Raw genomic sequence first — 20,069 nt, forward strand, 5'->3', positions numbered from 1 at the left:
AAATCAACACGGCCTGACGCGAACGCGGTCATCTGTAGCTAGAGGGTGGCTGCCCGAATTGTTCAGAGAAGACGCGTGAGAAATGAGCGGAACTGGCAAAGCCCGTGGCCAGTGCAATCTCAGTCAGGCTCAATGGTGAGTTTCGTAGCAGGCTTTGGGCTTTTTCCAACCTCAGTTCCCGATAGTAGCGCATGGTTGAGCGGCCAAGCTTGGATTGGAAAAGCCTGTTAAGCTGGCGTGGCGACAACCCCGCGGTGTTGGCCAGCGCCGCGAGGGATACAGGCTCTGCCACGTGCGCTTCCATTGCTTCAACCGCATCAAGGATAGCAGGCACCGTTGTGCCTACACGTTCGACAAGCCCCGCCCGCTGCGGCCCGGCGGATGGGCGAATTTCTGTGTGCATGAACCAGTCACTGACGATCCGTGCGAATGGAACACCATGGTGCTGCGCGATCAGCGCGTGCATCAGGTCCATCGGCGCAGTGCCCCCGGCACAGGTCACACGGTCACGGTCAATCACATAGAGTGAGCGCTCTAGCAAAAGATGAGGTGAGATCTCCGCCAGTGCGCCGGCATGTTCCCAGTGCACCGTCATGCGACGACCGGCCATCAGACCCGCACGGGCCAGGATGATTGGCCCACCTGACACGCCGCCCAGAAACGTTCCTTCACGTGCCAGACGCGCGAGCCATCGCATCACCGGTCGGTTGTCGTAGAGCGTTGGATCGCCTCCGGCGACAACAAAGAGGTAGTCAAGTTTGGTCTCTTCCCCCAAACGCGCTTCGGGCATCACCACACCGGCGCCAGAGCTTGGAATGGGTTTCTTATCCGTTGAAAACGTGACCATATGGTAGAGGTCTTGCCGGGCCAACAAGTTGGCCGCGCGCATAGGTTCTGTAAGCGCTGCAAAAGACATCATTGCAAAACCGGGTATGGGCAGGATGCCAATGTACCGCGTGCTTTCCGATTCTGAACCAATTATGACCATTAAAGTCACATATCCGTCTTTTTCAGGAAAGTCGAGCACTCTGGTCTGCGCCAATCTGGTTCAAACTAAGCTGGGATTCGCCGCATGCGCTACAGTGGGTTCAAAGTTCTTTGGCAGGGACTAACCGGAAACAAGGGCTGGACACGCGCCTGGCGTGAGCCAGAGCCGAAGCCGGAATATGACATCATCATCATTGGCGGTGGTGGGCACGGGCTGTCTACGGCTTACTACCTGTCGAAAGAATTCGGCATGACGAATGTGGCCGTGCTCGAAAAGGGCTGGCTTGGGTCAGGCAATATCGGGCGGAACACCACGATCATCCGGTCCAACTACCTCCTGCCTGGGAACGAGCCGTTCTATGAGCTCAGCATGAAGCTCTGGGAGAACCTGGAGCAGGACACAAACTACAACTCGATGGTCTCGCAACGGTCGATCCTGAACCTCATCCATACCGATGGTCAGCGTGACGCGTTCGTGCGGCGCGGCAATGCGATGTTCCTTGCGGGTGCTGATGCGGAATTGGTCGATGCCGCGCAACTGCGCGAAGAGCTTCCGTTTCTGGACTATGACAACGCACGCTTTCCGATCAAAGGCGGGCTGTTTCAGCGGCGCGGTGGCACGGCGCGGCATGATGCGGTGGCGTGGGGCTATGCCCGGGGCGCGGACAGCCGTGGTGTGGACATCATTCAGAACTGTGAAGTCACAGGTATCGACATTGAGAACGGGCGGTGCGTGGGTGTGCAAACCTCACGCGGAGCGATCCGCGCCAAGAAAGTGGCGATGTGTGTGGCCGGGTCTTCGGGGCGCGTCGCGGCTATGGCGGGCATGCGGCTACCGATTGAGAGCCATGTGCTTCAGGCCTTCGTTTCGGAAGGTCTCAAACCAACCCTGCCGGGGGTGATTACCTTCGGTGCTGGGCATTTCTATGTCAGTCAATCGGACAAGGGCGGACTTGTCTTTGGCGGCGACATTGATGGGTACAACACTTATGCCCAGCGCGGAAATCTGCCGGTGGTCGAAGACGTTTGTGAAGGCGGCATGGCCATCATGCCAATGATTGGCCGCGCCCGTTTGCTTCGGTCCTGGGGTGGGGTCATGGACATGTCGATGGATGGCTCGCCCTTTATCGACAAGACCCATATTGACGGGCTCTATTTCAATGGCGGCTGGTGCTACGGCGGGTTCAAGGCAACGCCTGCCAGCGGGTTCTGTTATGCCCACCTACTGGCTCGAGACACACCGCATCCGGTGGCCACGCAAATGCGGCTTGATCGGTTCATGACCGGTAATCTCATCGACGAAAAAGGCGTGGGCAATCAGCCCAACCTGCATTGAGGAGGGACAGACAATGATTATCAATCACCCCTTCTCGGACCACGTGACGCCGCCGAATTTGTCTATCTGGGCGATGCATCTCTGATCGACCGCCCCGACTGGCAAGCTGAGGACGCGATGGATCAATTTCACGCATACGGCTACCTGCGCGATAACCCGGCTGGCGAGCACAAAGAGCTTTGGTATCACGAACAGGGCGATCGCTCGTGGCTGGTGGTGACGCGCAACACCCTGACGCATGAGATTACAGGCGTTGAAATGGCCCGCGATGTGGCACGTGCACGGGGGCGCGATAAATGAGTCAATCTAAGCGCATAGACGGTGGGCTCGTCGACCGAAGCCAACAGATCAAATTCCGGTTCAACGGAAAGTGGATGCGTGGCTTTGCCGGTGACACGCTGGCCTCGGCCTTGCTGGCCAATGGTCAGCTTCTGGTGGGGCGGTCGTTCAAGTACCACCGCCCGCGGGGTGTCTTCACCGCCGGGTCCGAAGAACCAAACGCCTTGGTACAACTGCGCGACGGCGCGCATCAGGAACCCAACACGCGTGCCACGATGGTGGAGCTTTTTGAAGGGCTTACCGCAACGTCCCAAAACCATCGCGGGTCGCTGGAATATGATCTTCTGGCGGTCAATGATCTCGTATCGCCATTCCTTTCGGCAGGGTTCTATTACAAGACGTTCATGTGGCCCAAAGCGTTTTGGGAAAAGCTCTATGAGCCTGTGATCCGGGCAGCCGCCGGGCTTGGTAAGCTCTCGATGCAGAATGATCCCGATGCCTATGACAAGGGGTTCCTGCACTGCGATCTTCTCGTCATTGGCGCGGGGCCGTCAGGTCTGATGGCGGCTTTGACAGCAGCGCGATCTGGTGCACGCGTCATTCTTGCTGATGAAGACTTTCGCCCAGGCGGGCGGCTGAATGCCGAGACGCTTGACGTCGCTGGAATGTCCGGTGCGGATTGGGCGGCTCAGGCCGTGGCGGAGTTGAGCAATATGCGCAATGTGCGCCTAATGACACGGACCACCGTTTATGGTGCGTATGACCACGGTGTCTATGGCGCATTGGAACGGTGCACCGATCATCTGGCCGATAGCGGCGGCAAGCCACGGCAGGTCCTATGGCGCATCTATTCCAAACGCGCTGTGTTGGCTGCAGGTGCCACTGAGCGTCCCATCGCCTTTGGCAATAACGACCGTCCAGGCACCATGCTGGCGGGTGCGGTTCGGACATATGCCAATCGCTACGGTGTCACGCCGGGTCAGCAGGTTGCGGTCTTCACCAACAATGATGACGGCTGGCGCACGGCAGCGGATTTGCAGGCCAAAGGTGTGAACGTGCCGGTTGTGATCGACAGTCGCGACAAACCGGCGACACTGAACCTTCCCGGCGTCAAACACATTGCCGGAGAGGCCGTAATGGACACCGTGGGCCGCAAAGGTCTGAAGTCTATCACCCTGACAAATGGCAAGGTTATTCCAGTTGATGCGCTTGCCGTGTCGGGTGGATGGAACCCCAACGTGCATCTGACCTGTCACCAACGTGGTCGCCCGACATGGCGCGACGATCTTTGCGCGTTCGTGCCTGGCGGCGAATTGCCCGTCGGCATGACGGTTGCGGGCGCGGCAAATGGAGCAATGACTCTTGCCGCCGCTCTGGCTGAGGGTCACGCACAAGCTGTAGCGCAACTGAAGGACCTCGGAGTCAAAACCAAGAAAACTGACATACCCGAGGCCGAGGATGAACCACGTGACTGTGCCGCCTTCTGGCATGTGGGTGAAAGCAGGAAACGGGCTTGGGTTGACCTTCAGAACGATGTGACGGTCAAGGACATCAAGCTGGCCAATACCGAAGGGTTCCGTTCGGTCGAACTGCTCAAGCGCTACACCACCATGGGTATGGCCACGGATCAGGGCAAGACGTCCAACATTGCCGGTCTTGCCATTCTCGCCGAAGAAGCGGGCAAGACGATCCCCGAAGTTGGGACAACGATCTTCCGCCCACCTTATACACCGGTGCCTATCGGCGCATTGGCTGGCCGCGCGCGCGGCAAGGATTTCCGGCCCTATCGCCTGACACCATCGCATAAATGGGCTGAGGAAAATGGCGCGAGTTTTGTGACTGTTGGCAACTGGCTCCGGGCTGAATGGTACACGCGGGATGGTGAAAAGGGTTGGCGCGACTCTGTTGACCGTGAGGCGCGCATGACCCGTCAATCGGTGGGCATTTGCGATGTGACTACGCTGGGTAAGATCGACATTCAAGGCAAGGACGCAGGCGCGTTTTTGGACAAGGTCTATTCCAATACGTTCTCAACCTTGCCCGTTGGTAAGGTCCGCTATGGGTTGATGCTCCGCGAGGATGGCATCTGCTATGATGACGGCACCACAGCGCGCATGGGTGAGAACCACTATGTGATGACCACCACGACAGCCAACGCCGTGCTGGTGTTCCGCCGTCTGGAGTTTGCGCGGCAATGTTTGTGGCCCAACATGGACGTGCACCTCATCTCGACCACGGATGGATGGGCGCAGTTCGCGGTTGCCGGGCCCAATTCGCGGAACCTTCTACGCAAGGTGATTGACGCAGAGCATGACATCTCGAATGAGGCGTTTCCTTTTATGGCCTGCGGAAACATCACGGTTTGCGGCGGCGTGCCTGCGCGGCTTTTCCGCATCTCATTCTCAGGCGAACTGGCCTACGAGATCGCGGTGCCTGCACGATACGGCAATTCCATGATGGGCGTATTGAATGAAGCAGGTGCAGAGTTTGGCGCCGTGCCATATGGCACCGAGGCGCTTGGCGTGATGCGGATTGAAAAGGGTCATGCCACAGCGAATGAGCTGAACGGTCAGACCACGGCGCTGAATATCGGGCTGGGCAAGATGGTCAGCCAGAAGAAGGAATGCATCGGCCAAGTGCTGTCGCAGCGCCCTGAGATGAACCGCGACGATGCGATCAAGCTTATGGGGTTCCGCCCGGTGGACCGGACTCGCAAATTGATCGCTGGTTCTCATTTCCTGAACAAACACGACCCGGCCGACATGGACCATGATCAGGGCTGGATGACTTCGGTGGCCTATTCGCCAAACCTGGGTCATCACATCGGGCTTGGCTTCATAAAGGAAGGACACAAGCGCAAGGGTGAAATCGTGCGCGCAGTCAGCCCGGTTCATGGTGTGGAAATGGATGTCGAGATTGTCTCGGCCCACTTTGTTGATCCAGAAGGGGAGCGTCTTCGTGGCTGAGTATACTCTGATCGCTGAACCGCCTCTTGCGGGATACGATGAAACCTTCGGTGACATGCGCCTCGTTTCGCCTGCGGATTTTGCATTGGTCTCTATTGCTTTGCCGCTTGGCGATGAAGCCAAAGCACTCAAGGCCATCAAGACCGGATACGGAGTGAATTTGCCCGAGGTCGGTGAATCTATTCTGTCAAAAGACGGCAAGGTCCGGCTGTTGCGGATGGCCCAGGATCAGGCCTTTGTGATGTTCACGCATTCAAAGCCTGATGCAGCGCAGGTCGTGTCTAAAAAGATCAAAGACAGCGCCTATGTCACCGATCAAACCGATGTCTGGACAGCGCTTCACCTGTCTGGCCCATCAAGCCGAAGTGCTCTGGAACGCATTTGCCCGATTGACCTAGACACCGAAGCCTTCGCGGAAGGTCACGTGGCTCGGTCGGTCATGGAGCATTTGGGCGTCGTCATTTTGCGGGATGCTGCGGACAGCTTTGTCTTGCTTTCGGCAAGCTCGTCTGCGGGATCGTTTCTGCACGCGGTAGAGACGTCAATTCGCAATGTCACGTGAAAGGCGCTGTAATCATCTTTGTGATGGGGCCTGCCCGGGAAAAAGAAAGGATACGCGCTGATGTATCTGCATAATTTCACCAGTGAACCGACTTCTGAATCGGAGCTCGCAGAGCGGCCGCGCAGTCTGACTAGCGATTTTGTGTTTGTATCCCAATACGCAAGCGTGGACTTCATCGCGAATTCCTGTGCCCATGTTCTGAATGCTGCGAACCAGCTTCTGGAAAGATCCGCCTATTCCTGGACTCACCTGAGTGCAGAGAGTTTGCCGGGTGGAAACGGCCCGATCTGTGGACCTGACCAAACCCTTGTTCTTATCGGTGGAACTGATCAGGCCTGGACCCCTGACCCTGAGCAGTTGCGTATCCTGCGCTCCGCCATCCGAAGCGCTATGCGGGTTTGCGTCGTTGGGTCAGCGGTATTCGTGCCTTTGACGGCTGGTGTGTTGGGCACGAAAAGGTTAGCTGTTCATTCGGCGTTTCAAACCGGCGTGTCCGAGATGAACTGTTCGATTGAGTTGCATCCCGGGGCAACGTGCCACAACAAATCGCTGAGCAGTGCGACGGGGCCTGCCGCTGCGATGCGCATGATGGTGGAGTTGGTCGGATCCCGCGATGGCGATGTTGCAGCGATGGCGCTGTCTCGTGACCTGGGGCTCAGCGATGGAGAAGCGCCATGTGGTACCGGTGAACACCTTCGGTTTCAGCGTATGTCTCAGGGTGACCAAGTCATTCAAGAAGCGCTGCAGATGATGGAAGATCATTTAGAGGACACGCTGAGCGTAGCACAGATTGCCGAGATTATTGGTGTTTCTCCACGAAAACTGGAGCGCAGCTTCGGGGATCGCTTGGGTCGGTCCCCCTAAAGGTTTACCGAGACTTGCGGTTGCACCGAGCACATACTCTTTTGGCACAAACGGCGATGCCTTTGAGCGAGGTGTCTGTCGCCTGTGGCTTTTCAAACGTCACGTTGATGAAGCGCTGGTTTCACCAAAAATACGGGCAATTGCCACACGATGTGCGGCGGCAGGCCTTTTGCGGGGCGGAGCACGCATAAAAAAACCCGGCGGATTTCGCCGGGCTTTCGCTTATTTTGGTTTAGGTCCGTCTAACCCGCATTGCGCGCTTCGCTGCGGAATTCGGTTTCGTCTGTCACAGCAAACCGACCACCGCGAATTTTACGAAGTTTTCCCCCTCGCAACAACTCTCCAAAGGAGCGCAGACCATCTTCGCGAGAATAGCTGTCTGACGTCACTTCTTTCAGCTTGCTCATCAGCATTGGACGAGAAAACTCGGCGCGGCCTTCAACATCAGACATATAGGCCGCAGCGGCTTCTAGGATTTCAGGAAGTTCCGTAGCACCCATTTCCTCGGCAAATGTCGCGAACCCACCCATCATATCCGATTGCATTTCTGACTCGGATTGACGTTCGCCAGCGGAAACACGGCGCGGACGAACCGGGTCACGCTCAACGTCAACGCGTTGTTCAGCGACAAGCTTCAACGGCGCGGGATCCAGGTCTTCTGGCCGTGTTGGGCGACGTGACGCAGTTGTCGTTTCGGACGTGCTGGGACGACGCGGACGTACAACTTCGGCCAGATCAGAGCGATAAGGCGACTCATCCACGTCATTGTCGATCTTTCCGCCAGCTTTGTGTTCTGCTCGGGTCGCGGCGACAGCGGCGCGCAGATGCTGAATCGCGTTGCGGCGGAGTGACGCCTCTTTGTCTTCCATCTGCGAGTCAGCTTCGTCAAAGATGCGCTCAACGTCTTGCTCCGGCTCATTTTTCCCCATGCCAAGCAAGCGTTTCAAACCACGTGGCTTTTCTTTTTCTGGTTCCGGATCAGCCTCGATGGCAAGGTCCATCTCAGCTTCTGGAGTTGGATCGAGATCAGACGCTGTCGTCATATCCTCCGCGCTGCTCAAAGCGTCTCGCTGTTCCGCCATTGCCAGAGCGGCATCGGCGATTTCTTCGGCCTCAGCCAGATCAATTGCTTCCTCGGGCGCCTCAGCGACCTCGACCGCATCTTCGATGACGTCCTTCACTGACGCATCGGCCTCTGTGCTCATCTCGGCTTCAACCTCTGCGAGTTCGCGCAGCAGATCCGCTTCGTCTTCGGGACTTAGGGTCGAGTCACCAAGATTATCTTCCAAGATTTCTGAGAGATCTTCTTCAACGATTTCAACACGGTCGTCGCTACCCAGGACGAGCGGCTCGGGATCTTCTTCAAGTGCCGCGACATCTTCGACAACATCGCCCGACATTTCGTCTGCGGATTCGAAGTTGGTTACTGGAGTCTCGCTTGCCTCTGTCGTGGCAAGCGCTTCCACATCAGTGTCCGCAAAGTTGTCAGGAGTGGCATCTGCCAAAAGTTGAGCCAGCTCATCTTCGTCGATGGTTTCCGTCTCTTCCTTCGGCTCTATGTCAGCCTCGACTGCTTCGACAGCGTCAGTGTCAAAAACCTCTGAACTTTCCTCAGTTTCCGAGGTTTGACTTGCATCGGCAGCAGCATCTTCATCGTCGTCCAGAAACGCGTCTTCAAGGGTTTCAACAGCGCGGTCCAGTTGAGGTGTCGCATCGACATCTTCTTCTTCATCCCGCGTTGACGCTAGCAACGCTTCCAGCTCGGAAGATGTATCCTCCAGCAAATCTTCCGCGTGTTCATCCTCACTGAAGTCTTGCGCCGGGAATTCAGTTTCGCTTTGCGCCGCAATAGCGCGAATACGCTGCAGCTTTTCGGCAATGTCATCTGTTTCGGATTCTTTGGGATCGTCTTCTGTAGCAGTTCCTGCATCGGCTGAATCAGCAATAAAATCAGACAATTCTAGCGGTTCATCCCTCTGGATGTCTTCAAGTCCGGCGATTTCGGCCTCTATTTCGTTGACTTCAACCGCTTCGTCCACCGACTCATCATGTTGCGCGGCAGCCATTTCAGCCTCTTCAGCCGCAGCATCGGCCATGAATGCCGCAATGTCTGGATCAAGGTCGTAGGGTTCGGATGCCGGCGCGTCTTCTTCGGCTTCCGCTTCTTCCGAAGCAGGCTCTTCTACCTTTGCTTCGTCCGATTCAGCTGTTTCGCAAACCTCAAAATCTTCTGCTACCGGAGTAGCTTCATCTTCAGCAGAAGTTTCTGGCTCATCCAGCGCCTCTTTGGCTGAGAGGTCGTCTGCGAATTCCTCTTCTTCCGCTACTTCTTCGGATGAAGTTTCGGGGGTCTCATCAGCTTCAACAATGTCTGCAGGATCTGTCGCAACAGGTTCAAGTGCCTCTACCGGCTCTTCAGCAATATCATCCGTCTCTTTGAGAACGTCGTCTGCCGGCGCGGCGTCGTCTGCCGGCGCGGCTTCAACTGGTGTTTCTGCCTCAGGCGCAAGCAATCCGGTCGTAGCGAGAGCGCCATCGGCATCCTGAGCGCGCAGGTGAATTTTGCCCTGGTCTTCATGCGCTTCAACGCGGCGAGCGATTTCGCGTTCAGCAATGCGCGCGAGCATTTCGGCGTCGGGTGTCGGCGGTTCGGCCCCGAAATAGCGATCATCGGCGGCCAAATCGCGGAAATATTCCGCAATTGCCTTCATTGTATCGAAAGAATCATCGAATCCTTCTAGCGTGCACGAGAACGTGCCGTACGAAACTGTTAGGATTTTACTTGTACTTACCATTTTTTATTGCTCGCTCTGCATGACCTGCGACATCAGGATTTACCATGTTGCCCTAGACCAAAGCGGCCCGATTCTTAGAATTTTAGCGTATCATTTCACGGCTAGAATGTGTCTTGTTTCCAAAATAGAGGTTAATCCGGGGAAAATTAGGTGATTGTTTACAATTCTTACCCTGTGACTTTGGTTGGTGGTGGTTCCTTGGACAAAAGTGACCTGAGTCGCGCTTTGTCCATAGGATCTTACACAGTTGCGGCCGATGGCGGCGCAGAGGCCGCGATTAACCATAATGTCCTACCAAACGCGATTATTGGCGATTTTGATTCAATCTCAGATAAATACCTTTCCAAAATTCCCAGCGATGCACAGCACCGAATCGAAGAACAAGACAGCACGGATTTCGACAAGTGTCTGCGCAACATTGATAGCCCACTCATCCTTGCCGTTGGGTTTACAGGCGCGCGAATCGATCATCAGCTTGCCGCATTCAACACCCTCGTGCGCTATCCCGACAAGCGGTGCATCCTGCTCGGCCCTTGCGATACCGTTTTTCTTGCACCGCCAGCGATCAATCTGGACTTGCCTGCGAGTACGACCGTGTCGCTTTTTCCGATGGGCGCCGTTGAAGGGCATTCTGAGGGTCTGAAATGGCCTATATCCGGTATTTGTTTCACACCAGACGGCCAAATCGGGACATCAAATGAAGCCACAGGCCCAGTATCGCTTGCCCTGACCGCACCAAAAATGCTGGTCACAGTTCCATCAGAGCATTTTGAACTGGTTGCGAACGCGTTGCAGAACACAGCGTCCCATTGGCCAAGTTAAGAAATCGTATCAACAGTTTGGAATGTTGACAGCGAGACCGCCCAGCGAAGTTTCTTTATAGCGTTCGCTCATATCGAGACCGGTTTGGCGCATGGTCTCAATACAGGCATCTAAAGGGACAAGATGTGTGCCGTCACCGCGCATAGCGAGGCTGGCTGCGCTGACGGCCTTAATTGCGCCCAACCCATTGCGTTCGATGCAAGGTACCTGCACCAGACCTTTGACTGGATCACAGGTCATTCCAAGGTGATGCTCAAGCGCAATTTCAGCCGCATTTTCGATCTGAGCTGGTGTGCCGCCCAGGACTGCGGCCAAACCAGCGGCGCCCATTGCGGCAGCACTTCCCACCTCGGCCTGACAACCGGCCTCGGCTCCGCTGATCGAGGCATTGAATTTGACAAGGCCGCCGATGGCTGCGGCTGTCAAAAGGAAGGTTTCAATCTCTGATTCAGACGCGCCCGGAACATGCTCCAGCCAGTATTTGATCACTGCAGGCACAACGCCCGCGGCCCCATTGGTGGGTGCCGTGACAACTTGCCCCCCGGCGGCGTTTTCTTCGTTGACAGCCATCGCATAGACACTGATCCAGTCATTAATCTTATGCGGTGCATTCAGGTTTGTGCCACGCTCGGCAATGAGCGCATCGTGAATGCCCTTGGCGCGGCGCTTCACCTGCAACCCGCCGGGCAGGATGCCCTCTTGCGTGATACCACGTTCAATACAGCCATTCATCACCTGCCAAAGCCGAGCGACACCACTGCGCAGGTTTTCAGTACCGCCACGCTCAATTTCGTTGGCCTTCTTCATTTCAGCGATAGACTTGCCACTGGTTTCAGCCATTTGCAGCATCTCTTGGGCAGATTTGAACGGATAGGGTATGGGCGCGCCTTCATCCGTATCCTGACCTGAGGCAAGCTCTGCCTCGGTCATCACAAAGCCACCGCCAATGGAGTAATAGGTCTCTTGCAAGATCACATCGCCTTGGCTGTCGGTGGCCATCAGGATCATACCATTGGCATGACCAGGCAAGTTCGGGCCAAAGTCAAACACCAGATCATCTTTGGGATTGAATGACAGCGTCGGAAGATCAGGTGGTGTGACAGTCTGCGTTTCGCGAATGGCCTCAAGCGCCGCCTCAGCCTGATCATGGTCATAATCATCAGGACGAAATCCTGCGAGGCCCAAAATAGTCGCGCGATCCGTCGCATGCCCAACACCGGTAAAAGCAAGAGACCCATGCAAAGATCCGCGCAATCCATGAAATTCAAAGGGAGATGCCCGCATGGCATCCAGAAAGCGCGCAGCCGCAACCATCGGTCCCATTGTATGGGAGGACGACGGTCCAATGCCGATTTTGAACATATCAAAGACGGATAGAAACATAGCTCTTGCTTAACATAGGTGGCTGTCCGTGGCTCTTTTATGTTGTGGGATCGAATACACAATGTGCAAAAGCGACCAAGAACACAAAGTCCCCGCCACAGATCGGTTTGGTTTGTCTTCGTGATCTCATATTCACCGTAATTTAACAGGCTTTGCTCAGACTGATGTCACAGACGCAACTGAATATAGCCCAGAGGCGGTCAAATGCAGACAGCAGGTTTTATACTGATGCTGGCCACAGGTGTTCTTCTTTTCTTTGAAGCAGGGCATGACACTCAAACCAGTTCCTCGATGAACTGGTCCATCGTGGCACAGCCGTGAATGATGCAGAGGGCGAAAACTTGGCAATTCGCCCTCGCCCCCGGGAACAAACTCCGTATAACGCGCCCTGAACCGATTGGTATCTGGGGAGATGCGTCATGACCGGAGAACTGTCACCGATTGATAAGGCCAAATTCGTGGCGGCCAAACGGTCTGTGGATTTTGTAGAAGACGGCATGCGTGTGGGTCTCGGCACCGGATCAACCGCCGCCTGGATGGTGCGCTGCCTTGGCGAACTGGTCCGCGAAGACAGTCTCAAAATCCGAGGCGTTCCCACATCCACAAGAACGGCCGAACTTGCGCGTGAAGTCGGCATCGAGGTCATTAGCCTGGATGAGGCACGTTGGATTGACGTGACAATCGATGGCGCGGATGAATTCGATGGCAATCTCAACCTGATCAAAGGTGGCGGCGGAGCACTCTTGCAGGAAAAAATCGTCGCCACGGCGTCGGATCAGATGGTGGTCATCACTGACGCCGGCAAGGAAGTCGAAAAACTGGGTGCGTTTCCCTTACCGGTTGAAGTCATTCCATTCGGCTGGCAAACAACCAAGTCGCTTATCGAGGAACTTTTGATCTCGATGGATGTGCTGGGCCGCGATGCGTCTCTTCGCATGAACGGCAGCCGTCCGTTTGTAACAGATGAAGGCAATTATATTCTCGATCTGCATCTGGGCCGCATTGGCGATGCGCATCAGATGGCCATGGTCCTTAATCAGATGCCTGGCGTGGTTGAAAATGGGCTTTTCATAGATATCTGCGATATAGTGGTGGTTGGCTTCGGCGATGGCCGGGTCGAAACTCGCGATATCAACGATGGAACAGTGGCAGAGGATCGTCTTGATTTTGTTGAGACAGACAATCTGTTTTCTGATCTTCAAGATTAAGGCAGAAACTCATGGCATTTGACTACGACCTCTTTGTCATTGGCGGTGGATCGGGCGGGGTACGTGCTGCGCGCGTGGCAGGCCAAGGCGGCGCGAAAGTGGCCCTGGCAGAAGAGGACCGTTATGGCGGAACCTGCGTCATTCGCGGCTGCGTGCCCAAGAAGCTCATGGTTTTTGCCTCTGAATTTGCCCAAGCCCCCGCTGAGGCGCAGGCTTATGGTTGGGACATGTCACTTGGTGCGTTTGATTGGACCGCCTTTTCGGGAAGACTGAATGCAGAGCTGGATCGGCTGGAAGGTATCTATCGAAGCTTACTGAGAGGTTCCAATGTCGAGAGCTTCGATGCGAGGGCCCGGATCAAGGACGCGCATACGGTAGAGCTTGCAACTGGTGAAAGCTTCACCGCCAAGCACATATTGATCGCCACCGGAGGCCATCCGGTGCGACCTGACTTGCCGAATGCGGAATTGGGAATGGTGTCGGACGACTTATTCCATATGAAATCCCTGCCCAAATCCATTCTGATCGTGGGTGGCGGCTATATCGCGTGCGAATTTGCCTGTATTTTGAATGGTCTTGGCGTGGAAGTGACACAATACTATCGCGGCGCGCAGGTCCTGAGGGGCTTTGACGATGAAGCGCGTGGCCTGATTGCGGATTCCATGTGCGAGAAAGGCATCGACCTGCATGTTGGAACCAATATTCTGGAGATGTCAAAATCAGAAGGCGATGCTGTCCGGGTAAAATCCACGAATGGGATCGAACGTAATTTTGACGCTGTGCTCTTTGCCACGGGACGTGACCCTAATTCGGCAGATATGGGTTTGGAAGACGTTGGTGTAAAGCTGGGGCGGCGCGGAGAAATTGTGGTCGATGAATACAGCCAAACCGCCGTGCCATCCATTTACGCGATTGGCGACGTGACCAACCGGGTGAACCTCACACCAGTGGCCATTCGAGAAGGCATGGCCTTTGTCGACACCGTGTTCAACGGCAAGCCAACACCTGTGGACCACGATTTGATCCCATCAGCCGTGTTCACACAACCCGAGTTTGGATCGGTTGGCCTTAGCGAAGAGGCCGCGCGTGATCAGGAACCCATTGACGTCTATTGCACCTCTTTTCGCCCGATGCGTACCGCCTTTGCCGAGCAACCGGATCGCGTTTTGATGAAACTCGTCGTGTCGAAAGCCACAAATAAGGTATTAGGCTGCCATATCGTCGCACCGGGGGCGGGTGAAATGATCCAGATGGCCGGCATTGCCGTCAAAATGGGCGCGACAAAAGAAGATTTTGACCGGACAGTGGCGGTACACCCCACAATGTCTGAAGAACTGGTGACAATGCGCGAGCCGATGAGAAGCGCTTGAATTTTTACCTGTCCTGCACAGGTTATGACTTAGAAACGCGCGTTTTGCGGGTAGAGGAAGGAAGAAAGTTTAATGGCTGGACAATCTGGCGGCCCTTGGGGCGGCGGAGGTGGCAACCGGGGCGGCGATGACGATGACCGCGGCAACCGTGGCAACAACGGACGCAGACCCCCGAAGGTGGCGGTCCGCAGATTCCGGAAATTGATGAACTGGTGCGCAAGGGCCAGGATCAATTGCGCGTACTCATGGGCGGTCGCGGTGGCGGCGGCAATTCCGGAGGCGAAGGTGGGGGCGGACCGACCTTTGGGCGCGGCAGCATTCTCATCGGACTGGCCATTGGCGTTATCCTTTGGGGCGCCGCAAGCTTCTACACGGTCCGTCCAGAAGAACAGGCGGTCGAACTCTTTTTGGGTGATTATTATCGCACAACCAATCCAGGTTTGAACTTTGCGCCCTGGCCACTTGTGACGCATGAAAAGCTGGCCGTGACACGCGAACAGAACGAAGACATTGGTGTCGGTGGCTCGGGGTCTGATGCAGGGTTGATGCTAACTGGCGATGAAAACATCGTGGATATCGACTTTCAGGTTGTTTGGAATATTTCCGACCCGGCGAAGTTCCTCTTCAACCTACGTGACCCACGCCCGACCATTCGCGCTGTTTCAGAATCTGCGATGCGCGAAATTATTGCCCAGTCACAGCTGGCGCCTATCCTGAACAGGGATCGTGGTTCCATCGCAGGACGGCTGGAAGAACTGATCCAATTGACGTTGGACAGCTACAACAGCGGCGTGAACATCATTCGTGTAAACTTTGACAAAGCCGACCCACCGCGTGAAGTGATCGACGCTTTCCGCGAAGTGCAGGCCGCAGAACAAGAACGTGACCGCCTTGAGAAAGAAGCGGATGCTTATGCAGCTCAGGTTCTCGCTCAGGCACGTGGTGAAGCAGCACAGACTTTGGAAGAATCCGAAGCCTACCGCGCACAGGTCGTGAACGAAGCCCAGGGTGAGGCCAGTCGGTTTACGGCTGTTTTAGGTGAGTATCAAAAAGCACCTGAAGTGACGCGAAAACGCCTGTATCTGGAAGCAATGGAAGAAGTGCTTGGCGATATGGACAAAATTATCCTGGATGAAAATTCCAGCGGTGGACAAGGCATCGTGCCGTATCTTCCGTTGAATGAGCTCCGCCGAAATCCGGCGGCGGGAGGACAGTAAAATGAAAAAGACAAGTTTCCTTCTGCCCATCCTTGGTGTGGTTATCATCACGGCTTTGTCGTCGATTTTCATCGTGGACGAACGTGAAAAGGCACTGGTTCTTCAGTTTGGTCGCGTTATCAGTGTCAAAGAAGATCCTGGGTTGGCGTTTAAACTGCCGCTGATCCAAGAGGTTGTGCGCTATGACGACCGCATTCTCAGCCGTGATATCGATCCGCTTGAGGTGACGCCTCTGGACGACAGGCGTCTGGTTGTGGACGCCTTTGCACGCTACAGGATTACCGATGTGGAGCGCTTCCGTCAGGCTGTTGGCGCTGGCGGCATTGAATTTGCCGAAGACAGGATTGACTCGATCCTCCGCGCGCAAACCCGTGAAATCCTTGGTTCGGTGGCCTCCAACGACATTCTGAGCTCAGACCGGTTTGCCCTGATGCTGCGCATTCGTAACGGTGCCGTGGCACAAGCCAATTCGCTTGGTGTTGAAATCATCGACGTGCGTCTGAAGCGTACAGACCTTCCGGCGCAGAACCTTGATGCGACTTTTGCCCGGATGCGCGCTGAACGTGAGCGTGAAGCAGCGGACGAACGTGCGCGCGGGAACGAGGCGGCCCAACGCGTTCGCGCGCAAGCTGACCGGACACAAGTCGAGATTGTGTCTGAAGCGCGACGCGAAGCCGAGATCACGCGCGGTGAAGCAGACGCGCAGCGCAACGCTATTTTCGCCCAAGCCTTTGGGGAAGATGCAGAATTCTTTGAGTTCTACCGATCACTCAATGCCTACCGAAAAGCGCTTCGCGGAGAAAATTCTTCAATGGTCCTGTCTCCTGACAGCGAATTCTTTAACTATCTGCGGTCAGATCAGGGCGCTGCGGCAAGTCAATGATTGAAACGATCTTTCTGGCCCTTGGGCTGGTGCTGATTGTCGAGGGGCTGGTGTATGCACTGGCCCCTTCGCTTGTCGAGCAACTGCTTGCTGCATTGCGTAGCCTTTCGGAAGAGCAAAGGCGTATGATGGGCCTGATTTCAATTGCGCTGGGAGTGGTTCTGGTTTGGTGCGCCAAGGCTCTCGGTTTCTGACAAAACACTTGTGTGAAAGATTGACAAATCATTCACATGACCGTGACATATTGTTGAGAAGTTTGCGCAGTGAAGTCGCGCACCTAGATAAATGATTAGAAAATGTGCAAATGGCCTGTCGCCAATTTGCGCAAAACCTATTTTGGCAAGGAGTGTTTCCGCGTGACAGCTAAGTCCTTAACCTATCCTCGTGCTTCCGCACATGCGATCCGCGCAGTGTGGCTCTTGGCACTTTCTCTGGCGTTCATCTTAGCGCAAGCCATTGCGTCGCAGGCGCGCCCCGAAAGCTTCGCCGACCTTGCAGATGAAATTAGCCCGGCTGTGGTGAACATCACGACCTCGACCGTGGTTGCGCAAGGGACTGGCCCTTCTCCAATCGTTCCAGAAGGCTCGCCGTTTGAGGATTTCTTTCGTGAATTCCAAGACCGCAACAACAATGGCGACCGCCCCCGCCGAACGTCAGCACTGGGATCGGGGTTTGTGATTTCTGAAGACGGCTACGTTGTGACGAACAACCATGTCATCGAATCCGCCGATGAGATCATTGTTGAGTTCTTCTCCGGCGAAGAACTCGAAGCAACGGTTGTGGGCACAGATCCAAACACGGATATCGCTCTGTTGAAGGTCGAAACGGATGAAGCTCTTCCTTTTGTCCGCTTCGGCGACAGTGATACGGCGCGTGTTGGTGATTGGGTCATGGCAATGGGCAACCCGCTGGGACAGGGCTTTTCCGTTTCGGCCGGTATCGTTTCCGCACGCAACCGCGAGCTTAGCGGCACATATGACGATTTCATTCAAACGGATGCTGCGATCAACCGCGGCAACTCTGGCGGGCCGCTCTTTAACCTGGATGGCGACGTCATCGGCGTTAACACGGCCATTCTTTCACCCAATGGCGGTTCGATTGGCATTGGTTTTTCAATGGCGTCTAACGTCGTGACGCGCGTGGTCGATCAGCTCAAAGAGTTTGGCGAAACACGTCGTGGCTGGCTTGGTGTCCGCATTCAGGATGTCACTGACGATGTCGCAGAAGCTATTGGGCTGGAAAAGGTGGCCGGCGCCTTGGTCACAGATGTGCCTGATGGTCCGGCCCTGGATGCCGGCATCGAGTCCGGAGACGTTATTCTGCAATTCGATGGGTTCGACGTGGACGACACACGTGGACTGGTCCGCCGCGTAGGCAACACTGAAGTTGGCAAAACTGTTCGTGTGCTGGTATTCCGCGAAGGCAAAACACAAACTCTGAAGGTGACACTAGGTCGTCGTGAAGCCGCAGAAGGCGTTGTTCCTGCAGCTCAACCAAATACCGAGTCCGATGAACCCGCAGAAACCGAAGTTCTCGGCTTAACTCTACAACAGCTCAATGATGAACTTCGTGGTCAGCTTGAGCTTGATTCTGACGCCAGCGGCTTGGTTGTGACAGACATCGACACATTGTCAGAAGCGCACGAAAAAGGTATGCGCGCAGGCGACGTGATTACCGAAGCGGGGCAGCAGAAGCTTGCAACGGTTAGCGATCTGACAGACCGCATCGAAGAGGCGACAGAAGCAGGACGCAAATCAATCCTGCTCCTTGTGCGCCGCGCCGGTGAGCCTCGGTTTGTGGCTCTGTCTCTCGAAGACAGTTAGGCAGCTTTAGATCCAGGTCAGAGATGGGCGTTCTTTATGGGCGCCCATTTCACTTTTGCGCGTACGGAAAATCCATCAATTCCGTATCTTTTCGCAGATAAAGCGGGTGCTTTGCCGAGCCGTCCTTGTTCAAGCCCAGGCATTTGAGCGGGCGACCGGTTGCGGCGAGGGACTGGATAACCGTCTGCACAATACCAGAGTAGCGTTGGTGCAATTTGCCGTAGGCCATCACCACAATTTCGGAGTCTTGCGCCATGTCCAGCAGGGCGGGAAGATTGGCTGAACTGGCCGCGCGATCAGGATCGTGTGGAATGTCCTTGGGCGATGTCGCGCGCCAATCAAGCACATTGCCCTTTAGATACCGGGTGAACCCCCAGTCGCGTGCAAACATCAATTCACGGTGACACGTTGGATCAGACGCGCTGGCATCTGCGACCGAGGGGTTCATGCCCACAAAGAGAAGCGCGCGAGGTGTTGCCCCTTCCGGCGTCCAATCTCGAGTCAGGGCCTGACGATAGTGACCACAATCCGAGAATGTCGCGCCGCCAATCACACCATCGGGCAGACGCAGGCGTACTTTTCCGCCGGGGTCGTGTGCATCTGTTGTAGGCACAGTCGACTTAGCCATTGGGCGCATCCAGATTGAAGACCCGAGACGGGTGCAATTCCCCACCTTTGAAGCGACCAACGGCCACCGCACGCTCATCATAGGCAGCCCAGCATTCCTCACCATAGTCAAGATCAGACGCAATGACTTGCCCAGGATTGCCATTGCGCAGACGCGCCAAGCCCACATCCGTGCATTGGGTTTTCGGCAAATCCGCTAAACCTGTCTCCAGTGGCTTCAAGTAAGCATCCAATTCCGGGCTTTGCGCCATGGCCTCGATCTGTTCAAATGTGAGGCCATCTTCCGCCCGAAACGGCCCTGACCAAAGCCGCCGGAGCAACAGAACATGCCCGTAGCATCCAAGTACCTCGCCCAGATCACGCGCGATGGACCGCACATAACCCCCTTTGCCGCAGGTCATTTCAAGCTCTATCGTGTCGGCATCCATACGGTCGGTCAGGATCAGCTCTTCCACCCAAAGCGGTCGCGCCTGGACCTCGAAATCCTCACCGTCACGCGCCAGTTTGTAAGCCCGCTCGCCATCAATCTTCACCGCAGAGAACTTGGGCGGCACTTGCTCGATATCACCAACAAACTGACCCAAAGCAGCCTTGATGGCCTCGTCATCGGGGCGCAGATCGCTTTCGGCGACCACCTCGCCTTCGGCATCATCGGTGTTCGTCGCCTGACCAAGTCGAACGGTAAACCGATAGCATTTCAAAGCATCCGTGATGTAGGGCACAGTTTTTGTGGCCTCACCCAGCGCAATGGCCAAAACGCCCGTCGCCTCGGGGTCCAGCGTACCGGCATGGCCCGCTTTCTGCGCCTGAAATGCCCAGCGCACCTTGTTCACAACAGCGGTCGAGGTCATTCCGGCGGGTTTGTCGACAACCAGCCAGCCCGAGATGTTGCGACCCTTGCGCTTGCGTCCCATGAGTGTTCCTACACTTGATCAGAGGGACGCGGC

General features: G+C 55.7%; 16 protein-coding genes and 2 pseudogenes. 13 read left to right on the plus strand and 5 right to left on the minus strand.

Translation table 11 applies throughout. From position 1 onward, the window contains the following. Positions 1 to 28: 28 nt before the first annotated feature. Entirely contained in the window at positions 29 to 988 is a 960-nt protein-coding gene (locus RZS32_RS07130; protein ID WP_339106860.1) for a GlxA family transcriptional regulator, read from the minus strand. 84 nt (positions 989 to 1,072) lie between these two features. Here RZS32_RS07130 and RZS32_RS07135 point away from each other — a divergent pair, with 84 nt between their 5' ends. The 6 genes and pseudogenes from RZS32_RS07135 (at position 1,073) to RZS32_RS18985 (ending at position 7,185) form a co-directional block, all read left to right on the plus strand. Then, positions 1,073 to 2,323, plus strand: a complete 1,251-nt coding sequence (locus RZS32_RS07135) for a sarcosine oxidase subunit beta family protein (protein WP_317056328.1) — start codon at positions 1,073 to 1,075, stop codon at positions 2,321 to 2,323. Positions 2,324 to 2,336: 13 nt separating this feature from the next. After that, positions 2,337 to 2,623 (plus strand): annotated as a pseudogene (locus tag RZS32_RS07140) (sarcosine oxidase subunit delta). Further along, positions 2,620 to 5,568 carry a sarcosine oxidase subunit alpha family protein gene (locus RZS32_RS07145; protein WP_317056330.1) on the plus strand — a complete coding sequence of 983 codons (2,949 nt, stop codon included), beginning with the start codon at positions 2,620 to 2,622 and terminating at the stop codon, positions 5,566 to 5,568. Before RZS32_RS07140 ends, RZS32_RS07145 begins: the two are co-directional and overlap by 4 nt. Then, positions 5,561 to 6,130, plus strand: coding sequence for a sarcosine oxidase subunit gamma (locus RZS32_RS07150; RefSeq protein WP_317056331.1), 570 nt, complete (start codon positions 5,561 to 5,563; stop codon positions 6,128 to 6,130). The genes RZS32_RS07145 and RZS32_RS07150 overlap by 8 nt, the downstream gene beginning before the upstream one ends. A 60-nt stretch (positions 6,131 to 6,190) precedes the next feature. After that, positions 6,191 to 6,994, plus strand: coding sequence for a hypothetical protein (locus RZS32_RS07155; protein WP_339106861.1), 804 nt, complete (start codon positions 6,191 to 6,193; stop codon positions 6,992 to 6,994). Between the two features lie 20 nt (positions 6,995 to 7,014). Continuing rightward, complete coding sequence (locus RZS32_RS18985) at positions 7,015 to 7,185, plus strand: helix-turn-helix domain-containing protein (protein ID WP_422395960.1); 171 nt, start codon at positions 7,015 to 7,017, stop codon at positions 7,183 to 7,185. Between the two features lie 51 nt (positions 7,186 to 7,236). Here RZS32_RS18985 and RZS32_RS07160 read toward each other — a convergent pair whose 3' ends face one another. Then, positions 7,237 to 9,705 (minus strand): hypothetical protein, encoded by a 2,469-nt coding sequence (locus tag RZS32_RS07160; protein WP_317056333.1) that lies wholly within the window; start codon positions 9,703 to 9,705, stop codon positions 7,237 to 7,239. 258 nt (positions 9,706 to 9,963) lie between these two features. On the opposite strand from RZS32_RS07160, the gene RZS32_RS07165 reads away from it, so the two are divergent. After that, positions 9,964 to 10,611, plus strand: coding sequence for a thiamine diphosphokinase (locus RZS32_RS07165; protein WP_317057854.1), 648 nt, complete (start codon positions 9,964 to 9,966; stop codon positions 10,609 to 10,611). 9 nt (positions 10,612 to 10,620) lie between these two features. Here the strand turns inward: RZS32_RS07165 and RZS32_RS07170 are convergent, their stop codons facing one another. Beyond that, entirely contained in the window at positions 10,621 to 11,994 is a 1,374-nt protein-coding gene (locus RZS32_RS07170; RefSeq protein ID WP_317056334.1) for an L-serine ammonia-lyase, read from the minus strand. Between the two features lie 419 nt (positions 11,995 to 12,413). Here RZS32_RS07170 and rpiA point away from each other — a divergent pair, with 419 nt between their 5' ends. From rpiA to RZS32_RS07200, 6 genes and pseudogenes are all read left to right on the plus strand, one after another. After that, positions 12,414 to 13,202: a ribose-5-phosphate isomerase RpiA gene (rpiA, locus tag RZS32_RS07175; protein ID WP_317056335.1), complete on the plus strand. Its 789-nt coding sequence runs from the start codon at positions 12,414 to 12,416 to the stop codon at positions 13,200 to 13,202. A gap of 11 nt (positions 13,203 to 13,213) precedes the next feature. Beyond that, positions 13,214 to 14,572 (plus strand): glutathione-disulfide reductase, encoded by a 1,359-nt coding sequence (gene gorA / locus RZS32_RS07180; protein WP_317056336.1) that lies wholly within the window; start codon positions 13,214 to 13,216, stop codon positions 14,570 to 14,572. A gap of 72 nt (positions 14,573 to 14,644) precedes the next feature. Beyond that, positions 14,645 to 15,789 (plus strand): annotated as a pseudogene (gene hflK, locus RZS32_RS07185) (FtsH protease activity modulator HflK). A gap of 1 nt (position 15,790) precedes the next feature. Then, the gene (gene hflC, locus RZS32_RS07190) at positions 15,791 to 16,672 is read left to right on the plus strand and encodes a protease modulator HflC (protein ID WP_317056338.1); all 882 of its coding nucleotides are present in this window, start codon (positions 15,791 to 15,793) and stop codon (positions 16,670 to 16,672) included. Next, the gene (locus RZS32_RS07195) at positions 16,669 to 16,866 is read left to right on the plus strand and encodes a DUF2065 domain-containing protein (protein WP_317056339.1); all 198 of its coding nucleotides are present in this window, start codon (positions 16,669 to 16,671) and stop codon (positions 16,864 to 16,866) included. Before hflC ends, RZS32_RS07195 begins: the two co-directional genes overlap by 4 nt. Positions 16,867 to 16,968: 102 nt before the next feature. Continuing rightward, positions 16,969 to 18,495: a DegQ family serine endoprotease gene (locus RZS32_RS07200; protein WP_339106862.1), complete on the plus strand. Its 1,527-nt coding sequence runs from the start codon at positions 16,969 to 16,971 to the stop codon at positions 18,493 to 18,495. 49 nt (positions 18,496 to 18,544) lie between these two features. Here the strand turns inward: RZS32_RS07200 and RZS32_RS07205 are convergent, their stop codons facing one another. Together RZS32_RS07205 and truB are read right to left on the minus strand one after the other, a co-directional pair. Next, positions 18,545 to 19,123: a DUF1643 domain-containing protein gene (locus RZS32_RS07205; RefSeq protein WP_317056341.1), complete on the minus strand. Its 579-nt coding sequence runs from the start codon at positions 19,121 to 19,123 to the stop codon at positions 18,545 to 18,547. Beyond that, a complete protein-coding gene (truB, locus tag RZS32_RS07210) occupies positions 19,116 to 20,036 on the minus strand; it encodes a tRNA pseudouridine(55) synthase TruB (RefSeq protein ID WP_317056342.1) in 921 nt (306 codons plus the stop codon). The genes RZS32_RS07205 and truB overlap by 8 nt, the downstream gene beginning before the upstream one ends. Positions 20,037 to 20,069: the final 33 nt, after the last annotated feature.

The organism is Roseovarius sp. W115 (assembly GCF_032842945.2).
GTDB lineage: Bacteria > Pseudomonadota > Alphaproteobacteria > Rhodobacterales > Rhodobacteraceae > Roseovarius > Roseovarius rhodophyticola.

What these genes read in the sequence shown, in the direction of transcription:
- RZS32_RS07160 (WP_317056333.1), bottom strand. Translation starts at nt 9,705, where the DNA reads ATGAAGGCAATTGCGGAATATTTCCGCGATTTGGCCGCCGATGATCGC.
- RZS32_RS07200 (WP_339106862.1), top strand. Translation starts at nt 16,969, where the DNA reads ATGTGCAAATGGCCTGTCGCCAATTTGCGCAAAACCTATTTTGGCAAG.
- hflC (WP_317056338.1), top strand. Translation starts at nt 15,791, where the DNA reads ATGAAAAAGACAAGTTTCCTTCTGCCCATCCTTGGTGTGGTTATCATC.
- RZS32_RS07155 (WP_339106861.1), top strand. Translation starts at nt 6,191, where the DNA reads ATGTATCTGCATAATTTCACCAGTGAACCGACTTCTGAATCGGAGCTC.
- gorA (WP_317056336.1), top strand. Translation starts at nt 13,214, where the DNA reads ATGGCATTTGACTACGACCTCTTTGTCATTGGCGGTGGATCGGGCGGG.
- RZS32_RS07130 (WP_339106860.1), bottom strand. Translation starts at nt 988, where the DNA reads ATGGTCATAATTGGTTCAGAATCGGAAAGCACGCGGTACATTGGCATC.
- rpiA (WP_317056335.1), top strand. Translation starts at nt 12,414, where the DNA reads ATGACCGGAGAACTGTCACCGATTGATAAGGCCAAATTCGTGGCGGCC.
- truB (WP_317056342.1), bottom strand. Translation starts at nt 20,036, where the DNA reads ATGGGACGCAAGCGCAAGGGTCGCAACATCTCGGGCTGGCTGGTTGTC.
- RZS32_RS07170 (WP_317056334.1), bottom strand. Translation starts at nt 11,994, where the DNA reads ATGTTTCTATCCGTCTTTGATATGTTCAAAATCGGCATTGGACCGTCG.
- RZS32_RS07195 (WP_317056339.1), top strand. Translation starts at nt 16,669, where the DNA reads ATGATTGAAACGATCTTTCTGGCCCTTGGGCTGGTGCTGATTGTCGAG.
- RZS32_RS07145 (WP_317056330.1), top strand. Translation starts at nt 2,620, where the DNA reads ATGAGTCAATCTAAGCGCATAGACGGTGGGCTCGTCGACCGAAGCCAA.
- RZS32_RS07135 (WP_317056328.1), top strand. Translation starts at nt 1,073, where the DNA reads ATGCGCTACAGTGGGTTCAAAGTTCTTTGGCAGGGACTAACCGGAAAC.
- RZS32_RS07205 (WP_317056341.1), bottom strand. Translation starts at nt 19,123, where the DNA reads ATGGCTAAGTCGACTGTGCCTACAACAGATGCACACGACCCCGGCGGA.